The organism is Stenotrophomonas sp. STEN014, assembly GCF_056760315.1.
Map to the genome: position 1 here is coordinate 316,541 of NZ_JBRREN010000004.1, position 19,241 is coordinate 335,781.

14 protein-coding genes are annotated in these 19,241 nt (G+C 63.8%); 6 read left to right on the forward strand and 8 right to left on the reverse strand.

Annotated features, from left to right (window positions below; all coding sequences use genetic code 11):
- Positions 1-400: 400 nt before the first annotated feature.
- Both ACVOMC_RS08215 and ACVOMC_RS08220 read right to left on the reverse strand, forming a co-directional pair.
- Positions 401-1,396, reverse strand: coding sequence for a C13 family peptidase (locus ACVOMC_RS08215; RefSeq protein WP_481523553.1), 996 nt, complete (start codon positions 1,394-1,396; stop codon positions 401-403).
- A 797-nt stretch (positions 1,397-2,193) separates the two neighbouring features.
- A complete protein-coding gene (locus ACVOMC_RS08220) occupies positions 2,194-2,667 on the reverse strand; it encodes a hypothetical protein (RefSeq protein ID WP_481523554.1) in 474 nt (157 codons plus the stop codon).
- Positions 2,668-3,025: 358 nt separating this feature from the next.
- Here ACVOMC_RS08220 and ACVOMC_RS08225 point away from each other — a divergent pair, with 358 nt between their 5' ends.
- On the forward strand, positions 3,026-5,965 hold the full coding sequence (locus ACVOMC_RS08225; RefSeq protein ID WP_481523555.1) for a DEAD/DEAH box helicase: 2,940 nt from the start codon (positions 3,026-3,028) through the stop codon (positions 5,963-5,965).
- 157 nt (positions 5,966-6,122) lie between these two features.
- On the opposite strand, the gene ACVOMC_RS08230 is transcribed toward ACVOMC_RS08225, so the two are convergent.
- From ACVOMC_RS08230 to ACVOMC_RS08240, 3 genes are all read right to left on the reverse strand, one after another.
- Entirely contained in the window at positions 6,123-8,003 is a 1,881-nt protein-coding gene (locus ACVOMC_RS08230) for a DNA/RNA helicase domain-containing protein (protein WP_481523556.1), read from the reverse strand.
- Between the two features lie 26 nt (positions 8,004-8,029).
- The gene (locus ACVOMC_RS08235; protein ID WP_481523557.1) at positions 8,030-8,380 is read right to left on the reverse strand and encodes a nucleotide pyrophosphohydrolase; all 351 of its coding nucleotides are present in this window, start codon (positions 8,378-8,380) and stop codon (positions 8,030-8,032) included.
- Positions 8,381-8,873: 493 nt separating this feature from the next.
- On the reverse strand, positions 8,874-9,407 hold the full coding sequence (locus ACVOMC_RS08240; RefSeq protein ID WP_481523558.1) for a hypothetical protein: 534 nt from the start codon (positions 9,405-9,407) through the stop codon (positions 8,874-8,876).
- Positions 9,408-9,755: 348 nt separating this feature from the next.
- Here ACVOMC_RS08240 and ACVOMC_RS08245 point away from each other — a divergent pair, with 348 nt between their 5' ends.
- From ACVOMC_RS08245 to ACVOMC_RS08255, 3 genes are all read left to right on the forward strand, one after another.
- Positions 9,756-11,879 (forward strand): M13 family metallopeptidase, encoded by a 2,124-nt coding sequence (locus ACVOMC_RS08245; protein ID WP_481523559.1) that lies wholly within the window; start codon positions 9,756-9,758, stop codon positions 11,877-11,879.
- A 197-nt stretch (positions 11,880-12,076) separates the two neighbouring features.
- Complete coding sequence (locus ACVOMC_RS08250; protein WP_054658359.1) at positions 12,077-12,358, forward strand: DUF3247 family protein; 282 nt, start codon at positions 12,077-12,079, stop codon at positions 12,356-12,358.
- Between the two features lie 231 nt (positions 12,359-12,589).
- On the forward strand, positions 12,590-12,949 hold the full coding sequence (locus ACVOMC_RS08255; RefSeq protein ID WP_481523560.1) for a BON domain-containing protein: 360 nt from the start codon (positions 12,590-12,592) through the stop codon (positions 12,947-12,949).
- 107 nt (positions 12,950-13,056) lie between these two features.
- On the opposite strand, the gene ACVOMC_RS08260 is transcribed toward ACVOMC_RS08255, so the two are convergent.
- Positions 13,057-14,328 (reverse strand): amino acid permease, encoded by a 1,272-nt coding sequence (locus ACVOMC_RS08260; RefSeq protein WP_057506468.1) that lies wholly within the window; start codon positions 14,326-14,328, stop codon positions 13,057-13,059.
- A 221-nt stretch (positions 14,329-14,549) separates the two neighbouring features.
- Between ACVOMC_RS08260 and ACVOMC_RS08265 the strand changes: the two genes are divergently transcribed.
- Both ACVOMC_RS08265 and ACVOMC_RS08270 read left to right on the forward strand, forming a co-directional pair.
- Entirely contained in the window at positions 14,550-16,367 is a 1,818-nt protein-coding gene (locus ACVOMC_RS08265) for a DUF885 domain-containing protein (protein ID WP_481523561.1), read from the forward strand.
- Between the two features lie 200 nt (positions 16,368-16,567).
- Complete coding sequence (locus ACVOMC_RS08270) at positions 16,568-17,737, forward strand: metallophosphoesterase (protein ID WP_481523562.1); 1,170 nt, start codon at positions 16,568-16,570, stop codon at positions 17,735-17,737.
- Positions 17,738-17,757: 20 nt separating this feature from the next.
- On the opposite strand, the gene ACVOMC_RS08275 is transcribed toward ACVOMC_RS08270, so the two are convergent.
- Together ACVOMC_RS08275 and mtnC are read right to left on the reverse strand one after the other, a co-directional pair.
- Positions 17,758-18,255 (reverse strand): MgtC/SapB family protein, encoded by a 498-nt coding sequence (locus ACVOMC_RS08275; protein WP_481523563.1) that lies wholly within the window; start codon positions 18,253-18,255, stop codon positions 17,758-17,760.
- Between the two features lie 235 nt (positions 18,256-18,490).
- Positions 18,491-19,192 (reverse strand): acireductone synthase, encoded by a 702-nt coding sequence (mtnC, locus tag ACVOMC_RS08280; RefSeq protein ID WP_481523564.1) that lies wholly within the window; start codon positions 19,190-19,192, stop codon positions 18,491-18,493.
- Between the last annotated feature and the right edge of the window lie 49 nt (positions 19,193-19,241).

The following is a 19,241-nucleotide window of genomic DNA, read 5'->3' on the forward strand; positions in this document are numbered from 1 at the left end:
GCGTGAAATCGGAGGCAATCGCCCCGTCACGCCGCGTGCATCCTCCCGGCCACGCTGAACAGGTGCACGGCGGATGACCCGTTGTCCACCGGCGATCGGGGGAAAGCCGCCCATCCGCGCCGCTGTGCGCGTAAATAAGAGCCCGGTGTTGCGGCCACGGCAGGTCATCTACCAGGCATCAGGCGACAGGCAGCCCGCGCGGGGACGCCCTTTCGCGACTGACGTCGCTCCTGCAGCACACACCTGCAGCGCTGCTGCGGAGCAAACGCAGGAAGCGGACGGCACGCCTGCAGGAGCAACCTTTGGAAGCGACCTGTAGGAGCGACGTCAGTCGCGACAAAAATCGCCACATCACCCGCCACCTCACTGTCCCTGCAAGCGTCCCGCCGACCGCCGCGCCCTAACGGCCTGGCGCGGCGGCGGGCATCGGCAGCGGGCTGTCGTCCGCCGGTTCCATCGCCGCTGCCGGCGCTGCGAACGGGTAGGGCACCACCACCGGGGGCGGCAGCTGCTGGCGCCAGCGCGCCAGTACCGCCTCGATAGGCCTGCCGGTGGCGATCTGCGGGTGCGAGGGCAACTCGCCTTCCTGTCGCTCGCGACGTTTCACCGTGGTCCGCGCCTGGGCGAAGGCGGCACTGAAGTCGTCGGTGGCATTGAGCGCTTCCACCAGGAAGGCGCGGCCGAACCAGGTGGCGCTGTCGGTATTGCCGCAACCGAACGAGGGCCGGTCCTCGCGCGCGGCGGTGATGATCATGCGGTTGGGCGCCTTGAGCGGCGGCACAAACCCGCCCGAGAAACAGGCCGACACCACGATCACCGCATTGCCGATCTTCGCCTCGTCCAGCAGCTGCGCCAGATCGGCCGGTGACAGGTAATCCTCCTGCTCCGGGCCGGTGCGCAGGTAGAAACTGTTGTCCGGCAGGCCGTGGCTGCTCAGGTAGATCAGCAGCACATCCTCGGCCGGGTCCAGCGTCTGTCCCAGCCCGTCCAGCGCATAGCCCAGGCTCTCGAAGGTGGCCTGCGGCGCGGTGCCGTCCGCAGCCGAGCCGGGCGGGGCGTTGATCAGGCTCAGCGTGCGCCCGCCGGTGTGCCAGCGTTGCGCCGCCAGCTGCTGCAGATACCGCACCTCGTTGCCGAACACGTCCTCGCCGGCATCGCCGGCCACGCCCAGCACATACAGATCGGTGACGCCCGGGCGCTGGGCCGGCAACTGCTGCAGCGCCGCCTCCAGCCGCGCCAGTTCGGCGCCTTCCAGCGGGGGCGTGGTCGGCGTCCATTCGGGCAGGTCGGCATTGTCTGCCAGCACCGGCCAGCTGCCGGCCAGCACCAGCGCCACGACCAGCGTGCGCCGCAGCCGCCGGGAACAGGATCGCAGCAGGGACGGCAGCGCCGGCATCGGGGAGATTCCACAGGACAGGGGTGCAGCGTTGCAGGCGCCTTGGCCGTAAGCAAGAGCCGGATGCGGGAAACCACAAGGGGCGAGGGGGGAAAGGCGCCGGATCGGTGGCGGCGGCCGCCTGTTCGGGTGCGGGGCCAACGGCGACCGGTCTACCCGGCCACGCGACCCGCTGTGACACTCCACCTCCTCGACACACAAAAAATCTGACAGGACTGGCCAACGGCGGCGAGTGCGGGTCGCGCGGCAGCTCAAGCGGCGCGGGCGCTGCCGCCGCTGGCCGGATAATGACCTGCGCCGACGCTGGCCCCGACCGGGGCGACCTGCCCTCGGCGTGCCCTCATCTGGTGCGGGAAAGACCTGCTTTGCACCAAAAAGGGGCAACGATGGCACTTGAAACGGCATCGATGCCGCTTTTTTCGCCATCGATGCCACTTTGACCGGCAACGTTGCCCCTTTTTGGGGCATCACTGCCGTTTTTTTCGGCACGCTTGCCCCTTTTTGGGGCATCGATGCCACTTTTTTCGGCAACGTTGCCCCTTTTTGGGGCAACGATGGCACTTGAAGTGGCAACGATGCCGCTTTTTTCGGCATCGATGAGACTTCTGTCTCAAAACAAGGCGCTTTCGAGCTGTCCGCAGGTGCCGGGTGGGGCGTCAATGGCGCCGCTTGCCACCGCCGCACGGCCACCACCGGGGCGATGACCAGAAAAAAGCCGCCCCGAAGGGCGGCTGGGTGCGGTCACTGATGTGGGGGAGTGACCGGGAAGGGCGGGCTTCCCGGCTGGGACCGGCAACTCAGGCCGGCTCGGACTCGCTGGCCCGCGCGCTCTTGGCAAAGCGGGTGCCCAGTCCGCGCCGCAGTCCTTCCAGGCCCTGGTTACGCCCGGCCACCTTCAAGATCGCGTAACCGTCCAGCGCGCAGCGCATCACATCGCTGCCCAGCGCGATCTCGGTATCCGAGGCCCGTTCGGCCAGCCGGGTGATGCGTTGCAGGCGCGGGCGCAGGCGGTCCAGCGCCTGCAGATCGGCCACCGCATCGGCCACGTTCAAGGTGGCCGGCACCACCTGCGGGTTCTGCGAGAGCATGCTCAAGGTCTGCCGGCAGAACGCCTCGGACTTGTCGCCCATCCGCGCCAGCTTGCGCCGCTGCGCCGAGGTCATCGCCACCAGCCCGGTCAACTGCGCCTCCAGATCGCCCAGCGCCTGGTCCACGGCCTGCAGCTGGTCATCGGTGAGGGTGAGGGAAATCAGATTCTGTGTCGTCGTCATTGCATGGTCCTTATGCGAATCAGGGAAGGGGACGGCCGCCGCCCCGAACGAGGCGGACCCGACCGCTCGGCCGGGCGCGTCAAGCCTGCGCCAGCCCGCCGTTGCAAACCACGAACCAGATCATGATTTTCCTGTAGGAAAAACCCGCGTTGGTGTTAAACGGGTTGGTCGGCGGCTTTCGACCCAATGCAGACGTTTACACGGATCAATTTTAGGACAGCGGGTCAACCCAGCGACGAGGCTCGATAGGTCTTCTTATTTATCTCTAAAGCGTTAATGCCATGCCAGGAATGGAGGTATTGATACCATTTTGCTAATTTATCCGCGAAGTCCTCTTTTCTGCCCTTAGGTGATCACTATGGACGACGTAGTAATAACGCATTCGGATGTGTACCAGAGCTGGCAGAGCCACCTGTTCAATTTCAATCTGGACGATCCTGAAGCTGGGGCGCGCGGCCTGCGCAAGCCGCAACTAGCCGCACTTTACGCGACCCTGGGTCATCTGGTGGTCGACCCCGCCACTACAGCCACCGTGGTCATGCCCACCGGCACAGGGAAAACGGACACAATGCTCGCGCTGATCATCGCGGCGAGAATGAGCCGGACACTGATCCTTGTTCCGTCGGACGCCCTCAGAGCTCAATTGATGAGCAAGTGTGCTGATTTGAAGACGCTTCGTACCGTGGGGGCAGTATCGGACACAGCGCGCAATCCCATTGTTGCAGCCATCGATTCGAAGCTATCTAAGGCGCAGGTTGCTGAATTGGCAACTACCAACATCATTGTGGCAACCCCCCAAGCCCTGCAGCTATTCGAAGATGCCGAATTGATGGCGCTAGTGAATATTTGCAGCCACCTGATGATCGATGAGGCCCACCATGTGGCGGCAGCCAGTTGGAGTCGGATCAAAACAGCCTTCAGCGGCAAACCTTGCATTCAGTTCACAGCGACGCCCTTTCGGGAGGATGGTTTAGCTCTGGCTGGCAAGATCGTCTACAACTACCCGCTAAGGGATGCGCAGATTGATGGCTATTTCAAAGGTATTGAGTTCCACCCTGTAAGGGAATACAACCTCAAGCTCTCCGACCAGACCATCGCAAATAAGGCCATTGAACTGCTCCGAGCTGACCTCAATGCGGGCTACGACCATTTGATGATGGTGCGAGCCAAATCGCACAAGCGGGCGAAAGACCTTTTTGAGATTTACAAACAGCACCCCGACCTGACGCCAGTTTTGATCCACAGCAAAGTGCCCGGCCGAGCCAGGGTGATGGCGGATATCGTCGAGAAGAAGCACCGGGTCATCGTCTGCGTCGACATGCTTGGCGAAGGCTTCGATTTGCCAGAACTCAAAATCGCCGCAATTCATGATCAGCACCAAAGCCCTGCTGTGACGCTCCAGTTCATTGGCCGACTGACGAGGGTGGATGCGGCTCTTGGTGATGCTAAATTTGTCGCCAACATCGCTAACCAGAAGACCGACCACCAAATGGCAGCCCTCTACAAGGAGAGTGCTGATTGGGGGGCGGTCATTCGCGACGTAAGCGAGGAGAGGGTCGGCCGGGAAATTGAGAAGGCGGACTTCAATGAGCAGTTTGTCGGCGGTGACGATGCTCAGATTATTTTTGGGCTGAACCCTAATCCAAAAATTAGCGCCGTGGCATATCACGTCCAACCCAAGGACTGGAAACCGCAGCGGGCGAAGCGGCTAGATGGGCGCAGAGAAAAGCTGCAGTACATTTCGATCAATGAACAGGCCGATACAGTCATAGCTGTGACCCGGCGAGAGGTACAGGTTGGGTGGGCTCAGACCGAAGAAATCACTGATACCAGCTGGAATCTGTACATCGCTTTCTATAACAAGGAGCAGGGAACTCTGTTTGTTCACACCTCTGGTGACGAAGCCCAAGCAACTCGATTTCTCAACCTAGTGGCCAGAGCCCATCGTCGCATCAATGGTGAGCCGACCTTCCGAACGCTCCACGACATCAAATTGATGAAGCTGCAGAACGTTGGCCTGTCGCGCGCCCGGAAAGACCTACGGTTCACGATGCACGTCGGGCGCGATATCAATCAAGTGATCAGTGATATCGAGAAGGGCAGTGCGACAAAATCAAATATCTTTGCGGCCGGTTTTGAGGGGGGCAGGCGAACTACTGTGGGCTGCTCGCACAAGGGCAAGATCTGGGAGATGAATTCGTCTCCGATCAACTACTGGGTTGAGTGGTGTAGGCGCATGTCGCTCAAACTCAACGACAACGCCATCGACCCTGCTGATGTACTCAAGAATGTCATGCGTGTTGAGCAAATCAAGGACAGTTGGCCAGAAGGTATTTTTTACGCCGATTGGCCTGAGTCAATCGCGATCGAGAACGAGCAAAGGATTTCGCTGCATTTTCAAGGGGAGACTTTCAATCTTCTCGACGTGGAGCTTGGTAAGCCTGAGTACGGTGACGCGCGGACGATAAATATCCCTGTCTTGGTTGAGGGGGAGGGGGGCGAGGAGCGTCGCCTCACTTCCATCGGCATAAAGTTGCTGGGAGATGGATACAAAACCTCCTGCCCTGGTGTGAAGATCCTTTATCCCTACGAAACGCCGCTGGATTCGTACCTGGATGGAGAGCCGCTTGTATTGCTCAAGGCGGATGGTTCCATGGTGCAGGGTAACTATCGTCATTATTCGACCAATAGCATGGATGTAAAGTTACCTGCCGACTTGCTCGAGCCATGGAATTGGGGGGCGACAAAGATCCATCAAGAGTCCATGCGTGCCGAGCGGCGTATGAATTCTGTACAAGGCTTCACCTTTGCCAAGGTCGCTGACGACTACTCAATCGTATTCAACGATGACGGTAAAGGTGAAATCGCCGACCTGGTGGCAATCCGCGAAGATAGAGATGCAATCTACGTTGACCTATACCATTGCAAATTTTGCCCAATGACTGATGGTGTGGCCACTCCCGGTGCGCGCGTCGCTGACGTCTACGAGGTATGCGGCCAGGCGTCGAGGTCGGTGAAGTGGCTGTACACCGGCAATAAGTTCTTCAACCGACTTATGGATCGCTACCAGCAATCACTGCTTAAGGACTTTGACAGAATCCTGAAGGGCACGCCCCAGCAGCTGGAGATACTGCGCAACAAATGCCACGATCACGAACTTATTTTCAAGTTTGTGATCGTGCAACCCGCGATATCAGCGGGGAAGGTGTCGAAGGAGCAGCTTGCCGTTTTAGGAACGAGCTACTCGTACATCAAGAGCATCACGGGCTTGGATATCAAGGTCATTGTTAGTCCTTAATCCACTTGCGCAAGCGGAATTACAGCTGATCCCGCAGGATTTCATGCGGTGATCTGCGCCGCTAGTGCTTACTTCGGCTTTGTCGCCACGGACTGGTGGCGGCCTGAGTCGCCCCGATTTTTCTAGGTGCTCAGTAACTGCCTCTGGCTGAAAGCCGTCATTCCGCTACCAACGGCTTGATGGATTTTGATAGGTGCGCCTGAAGCTCCGGATCTGTGCAGTACACATAGCACCCCTTCATTCCGCGGGTCATAAGGGTGCGATAGGTGTTGCGGATGATTCGATCGAGTCGCTTCCTCGTTTCTTCCCCGTCGCTCTGCATCATTTTTTTGTAACCGCGAATCGAGCGGTCCTGCTTCGAGCGGCCCGACGGGTCTGTTTTCACCGTTTGGTCCCGGAAAACCATGTCCGGGCCGATGATGACACCGACATAATCCAGTTCGAGGCCCTGACAGGTGTGGATACATCCCACCTCGTCGATGGACTTCGGGGCGATCAGCCAGAGGCTGCCGTCCTTGTCCAGATTCCATTGGCGCTGGTAGCCAAACTCCGGAATCACAATGTCGTAGGCCTCGGGATTTTTCTTGCTTTCCCAGTCCCAGCAGTAGCCTGCAACGACACGCGACCTGTTGTTGTGCCGGTTCTTCTCGGCGATCAGGGCATGTAGTTCGGTGGGAGAGTCGACGACCCGGAAATCGAAGCTGCCATGATCCAGCGATGTATTCGCGGTCTCGCGGATGCCGAGGGTGTTGTCGATCCATGCCAGATAGCCATCCGATCCGCTGCAGCGGAACTGCGAGGCCAGCTCCAGCTCGGTGACGGAGGCGCCAAGTTCGTTGGCCCAGTGACGGATCTCGTCGGAGTGGCCGATATCGGCCAAGGTGACCATCTGGTCATCATCGACAAACAGGATCGTGCACTTGGCGCTCTGGATCAGCTCCTTGACCTGGTTCTCGCCGAGGTTGCTGTACAGCCCGGAAAACCGGTTCAGGCGATGTGCCTCATCGACAACCAGTGCGTCGAACGTGTCGGGGGCAGTCTCGATGAAGGCGCCGGAGCCACTGAAGAGGTTGCCTATCTCCACCTGCTTGAAGTTTCCGCGCAGCATTTCCTTGTAGACCGCGCGTGGGGCGGCGTTCTTGGAAACATACTTGGCAAGAAGACCGAGCCTGGTCAGTTCCACGAGAAGGTTGATGGCGACCACGGATTTGCCGGTGCCTGGGCCACCTTTGACCAGAACGACCTGCTTGGCATTCGTAGATGCCGTGCGGGCTGCCGCCAGTGCGGTTTCATAGACAAGCTTCTGCTCGTCGATGAGGATGAACTCGCGGCTGCCACGGAGCATTTTGACGAGGCTGTCGGCCAGCATCTTGGAAGGGCGGATGCGCCCGTTCTCGATGCGGTAGAGAAGCTCGGCATTGTCGCCACGTTTGACATGCTGCTTGATGAAGTTCTGCAGCCTTTCCCGCTCCACGTTTCCCTTCAGGAAGATCGGCGCTTTATCGATGTAAGGAGCGTAGTGGGGATGGGTGATGATGCCGTCGTCGGTGTAGTTGTGCAGGTACGCACAGGCCTTCAGGGAAACATCTCCCTCATGCACGGCCTCATTGAAGCCTTCAAGAAGCGCGGCGTAGGACCAAGCCTGATAGCAGGGGTGGGGGCCTTCGCTCTCTCGCGGGCCGCCGCGCTGGGCGACAACGATTCCGTCTTTGTCCGAAAGCTTGGACGACGACCACTGCTTCAGCTCCACGATGATGAGGTGGGGTGTGCCGTCGGTGGTGCTTCCGGAGATAAGGAAGTCGATACGTTTGGAGGTCTGGGGGATGCCGAACTCGACGCCGATGCCGGTGTCGTCGGGGATTTCGTCATCCCGAAGGACCGAGGCCATCTCTTGCAGGGAAGCGCGCCAGGCCCTGAGCTCAGCGTCGGGTGCATAGCGGCCGGTCTTGTCCAGATAGGTACGGGCAATCTGGTATTCGATGCCGCGGCTTTCGATGTCCTTGATGAAACCGGATTTGTTAGCTTGATAAACGATCAACGCGCCTCCCCCTAAGGTCTGGTTGATTACAGATCGGTGTATTTGTCGCTCTTTCCCCGTGCCACGTCAGCTGGGTACTTCAGTGCATTGAGCTCCAGCTTTTTCCACGCGGCCTGGATCGGGTCGATGCCCAGCTTGTCAGATAGCTGCAGCAGATAGAGAAGCACATCGGCCACTTCCTCGGTGACTTGACCGTGCTGGGCGTCGGAAAGATTCCTGCTCTGTTCTTCCGTGAGCCACTGGAAGGGCTCAAGCAGTTCGGCCGCTTCGACAGAGAGTGCTGCGGCCAGATTCTTGGGAGAGTGGAACTGTCCCCAGTCGCGGGCCTGCGCAAATTCGCGAAGCGCCTGCTGCAATGACTGTATCTCGGTGTTCATAGGGTGATGCCTGAAATTGTGTTGCCATCTTAAGCCAGTAACGATGCGGCACTTGCCGGTGAATGGTGATTTCCAGTGAGCGACAGTGATATTTCGGCGGCTTGCAAACGTACCTATTGGGGTTCCTAAAGCTGATTCCCACCAACGCAGCCACGGCAACCGCATGCACTGCCGCCTATGGATCCCGGTACATGGGAAGGTGGGCAGAGCCGGCCATGCTTGTCCGCACGCAAGGGGCCGGAGGAATCAGCTCCGGCGCCATTTCCAGGAAAGTTCTGTTGAGAAGACGCTGTAGACCACTGAGGCCAGATATGCCGGTCGAGGACGTGGTGCAGGTCGAGAACACCGGGAAGGAACGACTGCAGACGCGCGTGCCCAATGGCTTGAACGACAATTAGATCGCCGCAACGCAAAGCCCCGCATGACGGGGCTCTGCGTTTTTTACCCGGTTGCATTGAGAGGGTGGCCGTCGATAACTGGCCGGCACTTTGCCTCAGTCGTGGGTAAGCGGCTGCATGCCTTCGTGATCGAAGGTTGCCTGGTAGGTGTTGATTGCGGCCACCAGGTTGGGCATGCCTTCGGCCGAGGCGGGGTTTTCGCGTAGTTGCCCGCCGGCAGTGAGCATGTGGGTGATCAGCACATGCAGGGCGGCATCGGGCTCAGGGGCCAGTTTGCAGTGGGCGAACATGTACTGGACGTTGCTGTCGATCACATCGGCGAGGGCGGCGGCGTCGGCGGCCTGCAGCCGCGCGTCGTGGAAAGCGGGCAGGTTTTTCAGTACTTCGGCATGGATGCGGCCCATGGCGGTGCGCAGCGGCTCGTCGGTTTGCCAGCGCTGGCCTTCGGCCAGTACCGGGGCGGGGCCGGGTGCGGCGGCATGGTCGTGGCTGGGACTGGCGGGCGCTGCGGTACTTGCTTCAGCGGCGGTGTCCGCGGCCGGGGCGTGATCATCGCCGGCGGTACAGGCGGTCACGGCAAGGGCCAGCGCAAGGGCGGTGGCGGGGACATGTAGGGAGCGCATCTTCATGGTCGTGGCATCGGTTCAGGCGTACACCAACCGTACCAAGCAGCCATCGCCCTCGAGGTGACATGTATCAAGGTGGAGCGGGGGGCTAGCGTTCTTGTGACAGGGGGGGAAGGTTGCGACTGATGGTCCAAGGCCACCCGGTGCCGCTGCATAGGGGAGTTGGGCCGGGCGGTCGCGACTCATGGCCTCAGGCCACCCGGCGTCGCTCCTGCAGGGAGCGTGGGGCGTGGTTTGTGTCGCTGCAGCATGGCCTCCGGCACATGGGCTTGTGCACAAAGCTGGCTATGCTTGCCCGCACGCGAGGGGCCGGGGGAATCGGCTCTGCCACCCTTTACCAGGAGAGTTCTGTTGAAAAAGACGCTGTTGACCACCGCCACCTTGCTGGCCCTGGGGATCGCCGGTTCGGCGTCCGCCGGCCAGAACCACGCCTGCGTGGATGACGCCTGCACGGTGCAGACCCTGTTTGCCGCCACCGAGGCCGGCAGTGCCACCGCAGGCGCCAGCATCGCCGCGCCGCGCATGGGCAACTGGGGCATCGACACGGCCGGCATGGACACCAGTGCCAAGCCGGGCGATGACTATTTCGCCTACGTCAACGGCAACTGGGCCAAGAACACCCCGATCCCGTCGGACAAGTCCAGCTTTGGCGCGTTCCTGGCGCTGCGCGACCTGTCCGAGGCGCGCGTGCACCAGCTGCTGGAAGGCTACGCGCTGGGCAACCCGGCCACCGATGGCGACAGCGCCAAGATCGCCGCGCTGTACCGTGGCTTCCTGGACGAGGCTGCCGCCGAAAAGGCCGGCGCCGAACCGCTGAAGCCGATGCTGGCCGAGATCCGCGCGGCCAAGGACAAGTCCGCCATCGCCGCACTGATGGGCCGCAGCAATGCCGGTTTCGGTGCCACGCTGTTCGGCCTTGGCGTTTCCGACGACCAGCGCGACCCGGAGCATTACACGCTGTACATGGGCCAGTCCGGCCTGGGCCTGGGCGACCGCCAGATGTATCTGGACGAGAAGTTCGCCCCGCAGCGTGCGCGCTATGTGGCCTATATCGAGCAGCTGCTGACCCTGGCCGGCTGGGACAAGCCGGCTGACGCGGCGGCCAAGATCATGGCCATGGAAACCGAGGTGGCCAAGGGCCACTGGACCCGCGCCGAGAGCCGCGACCGCGATAAGACCTACAACCGCCTGACCCGCACCGAGTTGGCCGCGCAGGCGCCGCAGGTGGATTGGAACGTGCTGTTCGACGCTGCTGGTGTTGGCCAGGCCGAGAGCGTGGTGCTGCGCCAGAACACCGCCATTCCGGCGCTGGCCAAGGTGTTTGCGGCCACCGACCTGGACACGCTCAAGGCGTGGCTGGCGTTCCACACCACCGATGACGCGGCCGGTCTGCTGTCGAAGAACTTCGTCGATGCCGAGTACGAGTTCCGCGCCAAGTTCCTGTCCGGCCAGCCGGAGCCCAAGCCGCGCTGGAAGAACGCGGTCAGCTACAGCGAAGGCATCATGGGCGAGGCCATCGGCCGCGATTTCGTCAAGCTGTACTTCCCGGCCGATGCCAAGGCCAAGATGGATGCGCTGGTCTCCAACGTGAAGCTGGCCATGGGCGCGCGCCTGGACACGCTGGCCTGGATGAGCCCGGCCACCAAGGCCGAGGCCCACGCCAAGCTCAAGGGCTTTGGCCTGAAGATCGGCCACCCGGAACAGTGGCGCGATTACAGCGCGCTGGAAGTGCGCAACGGCGACATCGTCGGCAACGCGCTGCGCGCCCGTGCCTTCGAGTGGGATTACCGCCGCGCCCGCCTGGGCCAGAAGGTCGACAAGAATGAGTGGGGCATGACACCGCAGACGGTCAATGCGTACTACAACTCGGTCAAGAACGAGATCGTGTTCCCGGCCGCGATCCTGCAGCCGCCGTTCTTCGATCCGTCCGCCGACCCGGCGGTGAACTACGGCGGCATCGGCGGCGTGATCGGCCACGAGATCATCCACGGTTTCGACGACCAGGGCCGCAAGTCCGACGGGGCCGGCGTGCTGCGTGACTGGTGGACCGCCGAAGACGCGGCCAAATTCGAGGCGCAGGCCGCCAAGCTGGGCGCGCAGTACGAGGCGTTCGAGTTCCCGCAGCTGCCGGGCATGAAGATCAACGCCCGCGTGGCGATGGGCGAGAACATCGGCGATCTGGGTGGCCTGACCATCGCGCTGGAAGCCTACCGCCGCTCGCTGGACGGCAAGCCGGCGCCGGTGATTGACGGCTTCACTGGCGAGCAGCGCTTCTTCATGGGCTGGGCGCAGGTATGGCGCACGCTGTGGCGCGACGATGCACTGCGCCAGCAGCTGGTCAACGGCACGCATTCGCCGGGCCACATCCGCGCCTTCGCCCCGCTGCGCAACATCGATGCGTGGTACGACGCGTTCAACGTGAAGGCCGGCGACAAGCAGTACATCGCCCCGGAAGACCGCGTGCGCATCTGGTAATCGGCAAGTTTGAGTGTTGCAACAGCAAGGGCCCTCCGGGGCCCTTGCTGTTGGTGGCCCCTCTTGAACTGGCCAGCGCGTGCAGGTGCGCAGCCCGGCGTCTTCACCCCGGCTTTCCCGCGCGCAGGCCAGTGTGTGCCTCCCATCAACACACGGAGCATCGGTGCGGCCCCGGCCGCCAGGATGAAAGAACCGCTATGAGCAAGATTGCACCCCGGGTACATACCGACCAGGCCACCATCGAGCGCCTGAAGGATCTGCAGGCCGCGCTGGATGCGGAGCTGGTGGTGGAGCTGCACCTGCGCGGGGGCGCGACACTGACCGGGACGGTGGTCGAGCGCCCGTCGATACTGCAGTTCCTGGATGAAGGCGGCAATGAAGGCACCAACGGCGTGCTGCCGCTGGATACCGGCGGAAAAAGCGTGCAACGGGTCTGGCTGGACGAGGTGGAGCATTTCCAGCGGCTGGGGACGTGCTGATCGCCCCGCGCTTTCTTCTCATGGCGTGCCGGTGGATGCCTGCCGTCGGGCCCGGTTGCACGGCGATGGCGGAACGGCAGCTGCAGCGGAGCGGGACCGGTCCGTTTGCTGAATCCGCATACATCAATGTCAGGCGGGCATGAGCGCGACGGCTTCGGCAAAGGCATTGCATTAACCCCGGCGGTGCGAGGCTGCACCCGGAGCGTTCCTGCTCCATCCGAGGAGAATCCAATGAACCGGGCGAAAACGAGTCGATGGCTGTTGTTGGCGCTGTTGCCGCTGGGCGTCAGCACCGCCTTTGCCGGCGAGGACAAGAATCCGCCGACGGAACATGACAAGACCCACGCGGAATCGCATCAGCCGGGCAGTGATACCTGGATCACCACCAAGGTGAAGGCCGACCTGTTGGCGACGGAAAACGTGCCGGGGTTGGAGATCACGGTCGAAACGGTCAACGGTACGGTGATGCTCAGCGGCACGGTGAACCAGCAGAGCGAGAAGGACCGCGCCATTGCGGTGGCACGCGGCATCAAGGGCGTCAAACAGGTCGATGCCGACAAGCTGCGCGTAGTGGCCAAACCGGAACGCTAGCAGGCGCGAAACATCCAATGACAGCAGCGGCCTCGATGCCGCTGTTGCCAGCGTCACCCAAAACGGCACTGCATGGGCGGTGCCGTTTTCTGTTGCACGCGCCCGGCTCAGCCCTTGCGGCGCAGCCAGAAGTAGATCGGCAGGCCGGCGATGACCAGCACGCCGCCCCAGGCCAGCGCTTCGCTGCCGACGCCGACGATGGCGTAGCCGCTGAAGGCCAGGGCGCCGGCGGCGGCAATCCGCGAGCCGGTACCGGTGCCGCGCCACAGCCACGCGGCCGAGCCGGCCAGGTAGGGCAGCAGGGTGGCGGCGGTGGACAGCAGCACAGAGAACTTGAACAGGTCCACCAGCGAGCGGTTGTAGTTGCAGATCACCAGCACGGTGGCCAGCAGGCAGCTGATGATGACGCCGAAGGCCGGCGCGCCGCGGCGGTTCTCGCGGGCGAAGGCGCGCGGCAGTACGCCATCGCGGGCGGCGGCCATCGGCAGCTGGGCCGAGAGCAGGGTCCAGCCGTTGAGCGCACCGACGCAGGAGATCGCCATCACCACGGCCAGCAACATGCCGGCGGTCGGGCCCCACAGCGCGGCGGCGGCATCGGCCATCGGCGCGCCGGAGTGGGCCAGCACATCGGCCGGCAGCAGGCCGATCACGGTGGTGCAGGCCAGCACGGTGGCGATACCGGCGATGGCGGTGCCGGCCACGGTGGCGCGGGCCACGGTGCGCGGGGCGTCATCGACCGAGTCGGCCGGCACGGTGGCCGCTTCCAGGCCGATCATCGCCCACAGGGTCAGGGCGACGGTGGCACCGGCCACGGCGCCCAGCGACTGCCCGCTGGGGTTGAACGGCACGTAATGGCCGGTGTCGACAAACCACAGCGCCACCAGCCCGAACAGCAGCAGCGGCACCACTTTCAGCACGGTGGTCAGCAACTGCAGGCGGCCGGCCTCGCGTACACCCAGCAGGTTGACCCCGGCGCACAGCCACAGCGCAACCAGCCCGCAGGCCGCCGCCCGTACCGGGGTGGCGGTCAGGGCGGGAAAGATGGCGCCGACGCTGCCGGCGAAGGCCACGGCGATGGCGGCGATGGCGCACCACATCGAGATCCAGTAGCTCCAGGCCACCATGAAGCCGGGCAGCTCGCCGAAGGCGTTGCGGGCGAACACGTAGGGGCCGCCGGTCTGCGGCCAGCGTTTGGCCAGCCGGGCGAAGGTGACGGCCAGCAGCAGCGCGCCGCACAGGGTGATGGCCCAGCCGATCAGGGTGGCGGCGCCATACGGGGCCAGGGTGGCGGGCAGCAGGAAGGTGCCAGAGCCGATCATGCTGCCGACCACCAGCGCGGTGGCGGACCAGAAGCCCAGGGGGCGGCGAGAGTTAGTCATAGGAATACGGCAACGGCATGGGCCACGCCGGCGCAGCCAGGGGCGGCGGACGGGCGGGAGAAGAAGGAGCGGCGGCCGCCAGGGCCGGAACGCGGAGGGGGCGAATTATGACGGTTCAGCGCCCGGGCCGCGACGGGCCGGCCCGGCGTGACCTTTGGCCCTTTCCTGCGGAGCGTTCTGGATCGACGCTGGCCACCTCGTCCACCGTATGGATACCCCCGATGAACTTCCGCCCTCTGGCGTATGCCGTCTCGCTGTCGCTGGCCACCGCGCTGACGGCGTGCTCGCCGTCTTCGCCGCCGGCCGCGGACGATGCCACCACCCAGGCGCCGCAGGCCTACAAGGCCGCGCAGCTGAACCAGCTGTATGCCGACTACTGGGAAGGCGTGCTCAAGCTGAACCCGCTGCAGGCCACCTTCCAGGGCGACAACCGCTACAACGACCAGCTGCCGAACTTCGCCTCGGCCGAGTTCCGCCAGCAGAGCCATGATTTCAGCACCGAGTGGCTGGGCAAGGTGGAGAAGCTCGGCGATGCCGGGCTGTCCGGGCAGGACCTGCTCAGCTACCGGATCTTCGTCGAGGAGCAGAAGCAATCGCTGGAAGGGGAAAAGTTCCCGACCTGGATGATGCCGGTCAACCAGATGGGCTCGACCGTGAGCTATGCGGTGATGCTGGGTTCGGGCCAGGTGGCGCAGCCGTTCAAGACGGTGAAGGACTACGACAACTGGCTGGCGCGTGCCGGCCGCATCCCGCTGGTGCTGGAGACCGAAATCGGCAACATGCGCGAGGGCATGAAGGCCGGCGTGGTGCAGCCGCGCGTGCTGATGGAAAAGGTGGTGCCGCAGTTCGACGAGATCCTCACCGCCAAGCCCGAGGACAGCCAGTTCTGGGGGCCGATCAAGGCCATGCCGGCCGATTTCCCGCAGGCCGACAAGGACCGCCTGACCGCGGCCTACCGCACGCTGATCGCCGATCAGCTGATGCCGGCGATCAAAAAGCAGCGTGACTTCATCGCCAACGAGTACCTGCCGGCCACCCGCGACACCGTGGGCCTGGATGCACTGCCCGAGGGCAAGGCGTGGTACGCCTTCAACGCCAAGGAGAGCACCACCACCGCGCAGACGCCGGAGCAGATCCACGCCATCGGCCTGTCCGAAGTGGCGCGCATCCATGCCGAGATCAACCAGGTGATGGCGCAGGTGGGCTTCAAGGGCTCGCTGCAGGACTTCTTCAAGTTCATGCAGAACGACAAGCAGTTCGAGTTCAAGTCCGAGCAGGCGCTGCTGGAGCACTACCGCGGGCTGGAAGCCAAGGTCAACGCCAACGTCGGCAAGCTGTTCTCGCTCACGCCCAAGGCCGGCTTCGAGATCCGTCCGGTGGAGGCGTTCCGTGCCAAGTCGGCGGCCGGTGGGTCGTACATGACGCCGAGCGAGGACGGTACCCGTCCGGGCATTTTCTACGTCAACACCTATGATCTGCCCACGCGCAAGACCTGGGACGCCGAAGACCTGTTCCTGCACGAGGCCATTCCCGGCCACCACTTCCAGCTGGCGTTGCAGCAGGAACTGAAGGACGTGCCGGCGTTCCGCCGCTTCGGCGGTGAGACCGCCTTCATCGAGGGCTGGGGCCTGTATGCCGAAAGCCTGGGCAAGGATCTGGGTGTGTATACCGATCCGTACAGCTACTTCGGCCGCCTGCAGGGCGAGCTGTGGCGCGCGGTGCGGCTGGTGGTCGATACCGGCCTGCATTCGAAGAACTGGAGCCGCCAGCAGGTGCTGGACTACATGTTCGCCAACTCCTCGGTGAGCGAGCCGGACGCAATTGCCGAAGCCGAGCGTTATATCGCCTGGCCGGGCCAGGCGCTGGCCTACAAGACCGGCGAGCTGAAGATCCAAGAGCTGCGCAAACGTGCCGAGCAGAAGCTGGGCGACAAGTTCGACATCCGCCAGTTCCATGCTGAAGTGCTGAAGGACGGCTCGGTGCCGCTGGATGTGCTGGACGAGAAGATCAATACGTGGATTGCTGAAAAGTCCAAGTAATCTGCGGTGGAGTGACCTGGCAAGGGCATCGCCAAGGCGGTGCCCTTGCCGTTTGTGGCGCACCGGCACGCGCGGCGACGGAGTGTTCCAGTCACGCCGGCGCCGATGGCATCGCGCCATGGCACAGTGCTGCGCTGTTTCCCCTTCCCCTGTGAGGGTGCGTACCGGTCGTTGCCGGATGCGTGCCCCTGTTACCGATGATGACCCTGATTGTTTCCCTGATCCTGCCGTTGATGGCGCTGTGGCTGTGGTGGCCCGTGCACTTCCTGTCCCAGCGCCAGCGGCGCTGGCATATCGGCCCCAGCCTGGCCCTGGCGCTGCTGGGGCTGGCGTTTGCCACGCTGTGGCGGCTGGATGTGTTCGCCTACGCGGTGGAGGCGTGGATCCAGCTGGTGTTCGGCTGGGTGCTGGTGATGTTCATCCTGCTGCTGGTGTTCCTGCTGCTGCGCGAGGCCGGCTGGCTGCTGACGCGGCTGTTCCCACGCCAGGCTGCGCTGGCCACGCTGTGGCATGGGCGTGGGCTGAACCAGGGCGCGGCGGCGGTGATCATGCTGCTGGCGACACTGGGCATCGGGAATGGATTGAAGCCGCCGGCGGTGCAGGAGCGCGAACTGGTGGTGCCGAATCTGCCGGTGGAGATGGACGGGCTGCGGGTGGCGGTGCTGGCCGATCTGCATATCAGCCCGGTCAAGCGCAGCTGGCGCACCGAGCGCATCGTGGCGGCGACGCTGGCGGTCAAGCCCGACCTGATCGTGCTGCCCGGTGACATGGTCGATGGCGAAGTGGAGGACACCGCGCCATTTGTCACCGCGCTGGCCGACCTGCAGGCGCCCTATGGCGTGTGGCTGGCGCCGGGCAACCACGAGTACTACCACGGCTATGCGCGCTGGATGGCGCACTTCCGGCAGATGGGTCTGGGCGTGCTGGAGAACCAGACCGCGACGCTGGACATCCGTGGCCGGACGCTGGCGCTGTCGGGTGTGGGGGATCTGGCCGCGCTGCGGGCCTCGCCCTACATGCACGGTGGATTGGCGCCGGATCTGCCGGCGGTGGTGGCCGCGGCCCGTGGCAGTGATGTGCACGTGCTATTGGCCCACCAGCCCAAGCAGGCGCGCGCCGCGGCGGCAACCGGCGCGGTGGATCTGCAGATCTCCGGACATACCCACGGCGGCCACATGCCCGGCTTCGATCGCTGGGTCGTGGCACCGTTCAACCACGGCTACGTGCGTGGCGAGTACCGGGTGCAGGACATGACCCTGTTCGTCAGCAGCGGCGCGGGGCAGTGGGACGGTTTCAGTGCGCGGCTGGGCGTGCCGTCGCGGATCGAGGTGCTGGTGCTGCGGCGCGCGGCGCAGGCCCGCGCGCACTGAGCCAGGCGCTGGGACTGCCGTCAGCTGTCGCTGGTGTTGTCCGGGTCCATGCGGTCGGGCATCAGTTTCGGAATCGTGCTGACCACCGCCAGCGCCGCCACGGTGGTGGCCACGGCCACCATCTGCATGCCCATGCCGGCGGCCATGCCGATGGCGGCGGTCATCCAGATGCCGGCGGCGGTGGTCAGGCCCTGTACGCGTTCTTCCTTGTCCAGCTTGAGGATGGCGCCGGCGCCGAGAAAGCCGATGCCCGAGACGATGCCCTGCATCACCCGGGTGACATCGCCGGTGGAAGCGCCGGCCTGCAGCGGCGCCAGCACAAACAGCGCCGAACCCAGGCTGACCAGGATATGGGTCTTCAGCCCGGCCGCACGGCCCTTGCTTTCACGCTCCAGCCCCAGCGCGCCGCCGAGCACGATGGCGGTGAGCAGGCGCGAGACGATGACCGTCAACGTGCCCAGGTCCGGAATGGCGAATTCGGCGCCCAGTGCCTGGCCGATCTGTGAAGCGATACCCATCTGCGTGTTCCTGCCGGAAGTGCCGGCCGCGATGGTGCCATGGTCGCCGCGAAGAGGGTTTCATCACAGCGCCGGCGTGGCGCCGGCCGGGGCTGTCGTTGCCAACGATTCGAATCGAAGCGGTGCGGGCCAGTGCCGGTTGGCGGGCCGTCTTGTGCGGCAAAACTCGGCGGTTCTGTTGACGGGAAAAGGAAACGGCCCCGAAGGGGCCGTTTTCCGTCGTATCACTGCCGGTTCAGAGCGTGATCTGCTGGAAATTCTCGACCCGGGTGTGGCCGTGGGTGGCGTCGCCGGTGCGCGGCATCGGGTAGTCGGACAGGCGGTCCAGCAGCACGGTCTGCAGACCGGCCTCGCGGGCGGCATCCAGCTCCTCGACGATATCCGACAGGAACAGGATGTCCTTCGGTTCAATGCCGATCGCCCCGGCGATACGGGCATAGCTGGCGGTTTCGCGCTTGCCGCCGATCTCGGTGTCGAAATTGCCGGAGAACAGGCCGTTGAGGTCGCCGGCATCGGAGAAGCCGAAGAACAGTTTCTGCGCCGGCACCGAGCCGGAGGAATAGACGTACAGCGGCAGCCCGGCGGCCTGCCAGCCGCGCAGCACCGCGGCCACTTCCGGATACAGGTGGGCGGTGTAGTCGCCGTTGCGGTAGCCGACCTCCCAGATCATGCCCTGCAGCGCCTTGAGCGCGGTGTGCTTGCGGTCCTGGTCGATCCAGCCCTGCAGGGTTTCGACGATCACTTCGTCCTGGCAGGCGCCGGCGGCGATTTCGGTGGCCACCGCGTCGAGCCAGCGACGGACATCCGGCTGCTGGCCGTGTTCGCGGACGAAGCCGGGCAGGGCGGCGCGGGCGTAGGGGAACAGCACTTCCTTGACGAAGGAGATGCTCGAGGTGGTGCCCTCGATATCAGTGAGGATGGCGCGTGGCTGGGACATGCGGAAAGTCTTCAAGGCAGAGGCGGCGGCCACGCGGCGGTGGCCGCGC

What these genes read in the sequence shown, in the direction of transcription:
- ACVOMC_RS08225 (WP_481523555.1), top strand. Translation starts at nt 3,026, where the DNA reads ATGGACGACGTAGTAATAACGCATTCGGATGTGTACCAGAGCTGGCAG.
- ACVOMC_RS08215 (WP_481523553.1), bottom strand. Translation starts at nt 1,396, where the DNA reads ATGCCGGCGCTGCCGTCCCTGCTGCGATCCTGTTCCCGGCGGCTGCGG.
- ACVOMC_RS08260 (WP_057506468.1), bottom strand. Translation starts at nt 14,328, where the DNA reads ATGACTAACTCTCGCCGCCCCCTGGGCTTCTGGTCCGCCACCGCGCTG.
- ACVOMC_RS08265 (WP_481523561.1), top strand. Translation starts at nt 14,550, where the DNA reads ATGAACTTCCGCCCTCTGGCGTATGCCGTCTCGCTGTCGCTGGCCACC.
- ACVOMC_RS08235 (WP_481523557.1), bottom strand. Translation starts at nt 8,380, where the DNA reads ATGAACACCGAGATACAGTCATTGCAGCAGGCGCTTCGCGAATTTGCG.
- ACVOMC_RS08255 (WP_481523560.1), top strand. Translation starts at nt 12,590, where the DNA reads ATGAACCGGGCGAAAACGAGTCGATGGCTGTTGTTGGCGCTGTTGCCG.
- ACVOMC_RS08220 (WP_481523554.1), bottom strand. Translation starts at nt 2,667, where the DNA reads ATGACGACGACACAGAATCTGATTTCCCTCACCCTCACCGATGACCAG.
- ACVOMC_RS08275 (WP_481523563.1), bottom strand. Translation starts at nt 18,255, where the DNA reads ATGGGTATCGCTTCACAGATCGGCCAGGCACTGGGCGCCGAATTCGCC.
- ACVOMC_RS08250 (WP_054658359.1), top strand. Translation starts at nt 12,077, where the DNA reads ATGAGCAAGATTGCACCCCGGGTACATACCGACCAGGCCACCATCGAG.
- mtnC (WP_481523564.1), bottom strand. Translation starts at nt 19,192, where the DNA reads ATGTCCCAGCCACGCGCCATCCTCACTGATATCGAGGGCACCACCTCG.
- ACVOMC_RS08270 (WP_481523562.1), top strand. Translation starts at nt 16,568, where the DNA reads ATGACCCTGATTGTTTCCCTGATCCTGCCGTTGATGGCGCTGTGGCTG.
- ACVOMC_RS08240 (WP_481523558.1), bottom strand. Translation starts at nt 9,407, where the DNA reads ATGAAGATGCGCTCCCTACATGTCCCCGCCACCGCCCTTGCGCTGGCC.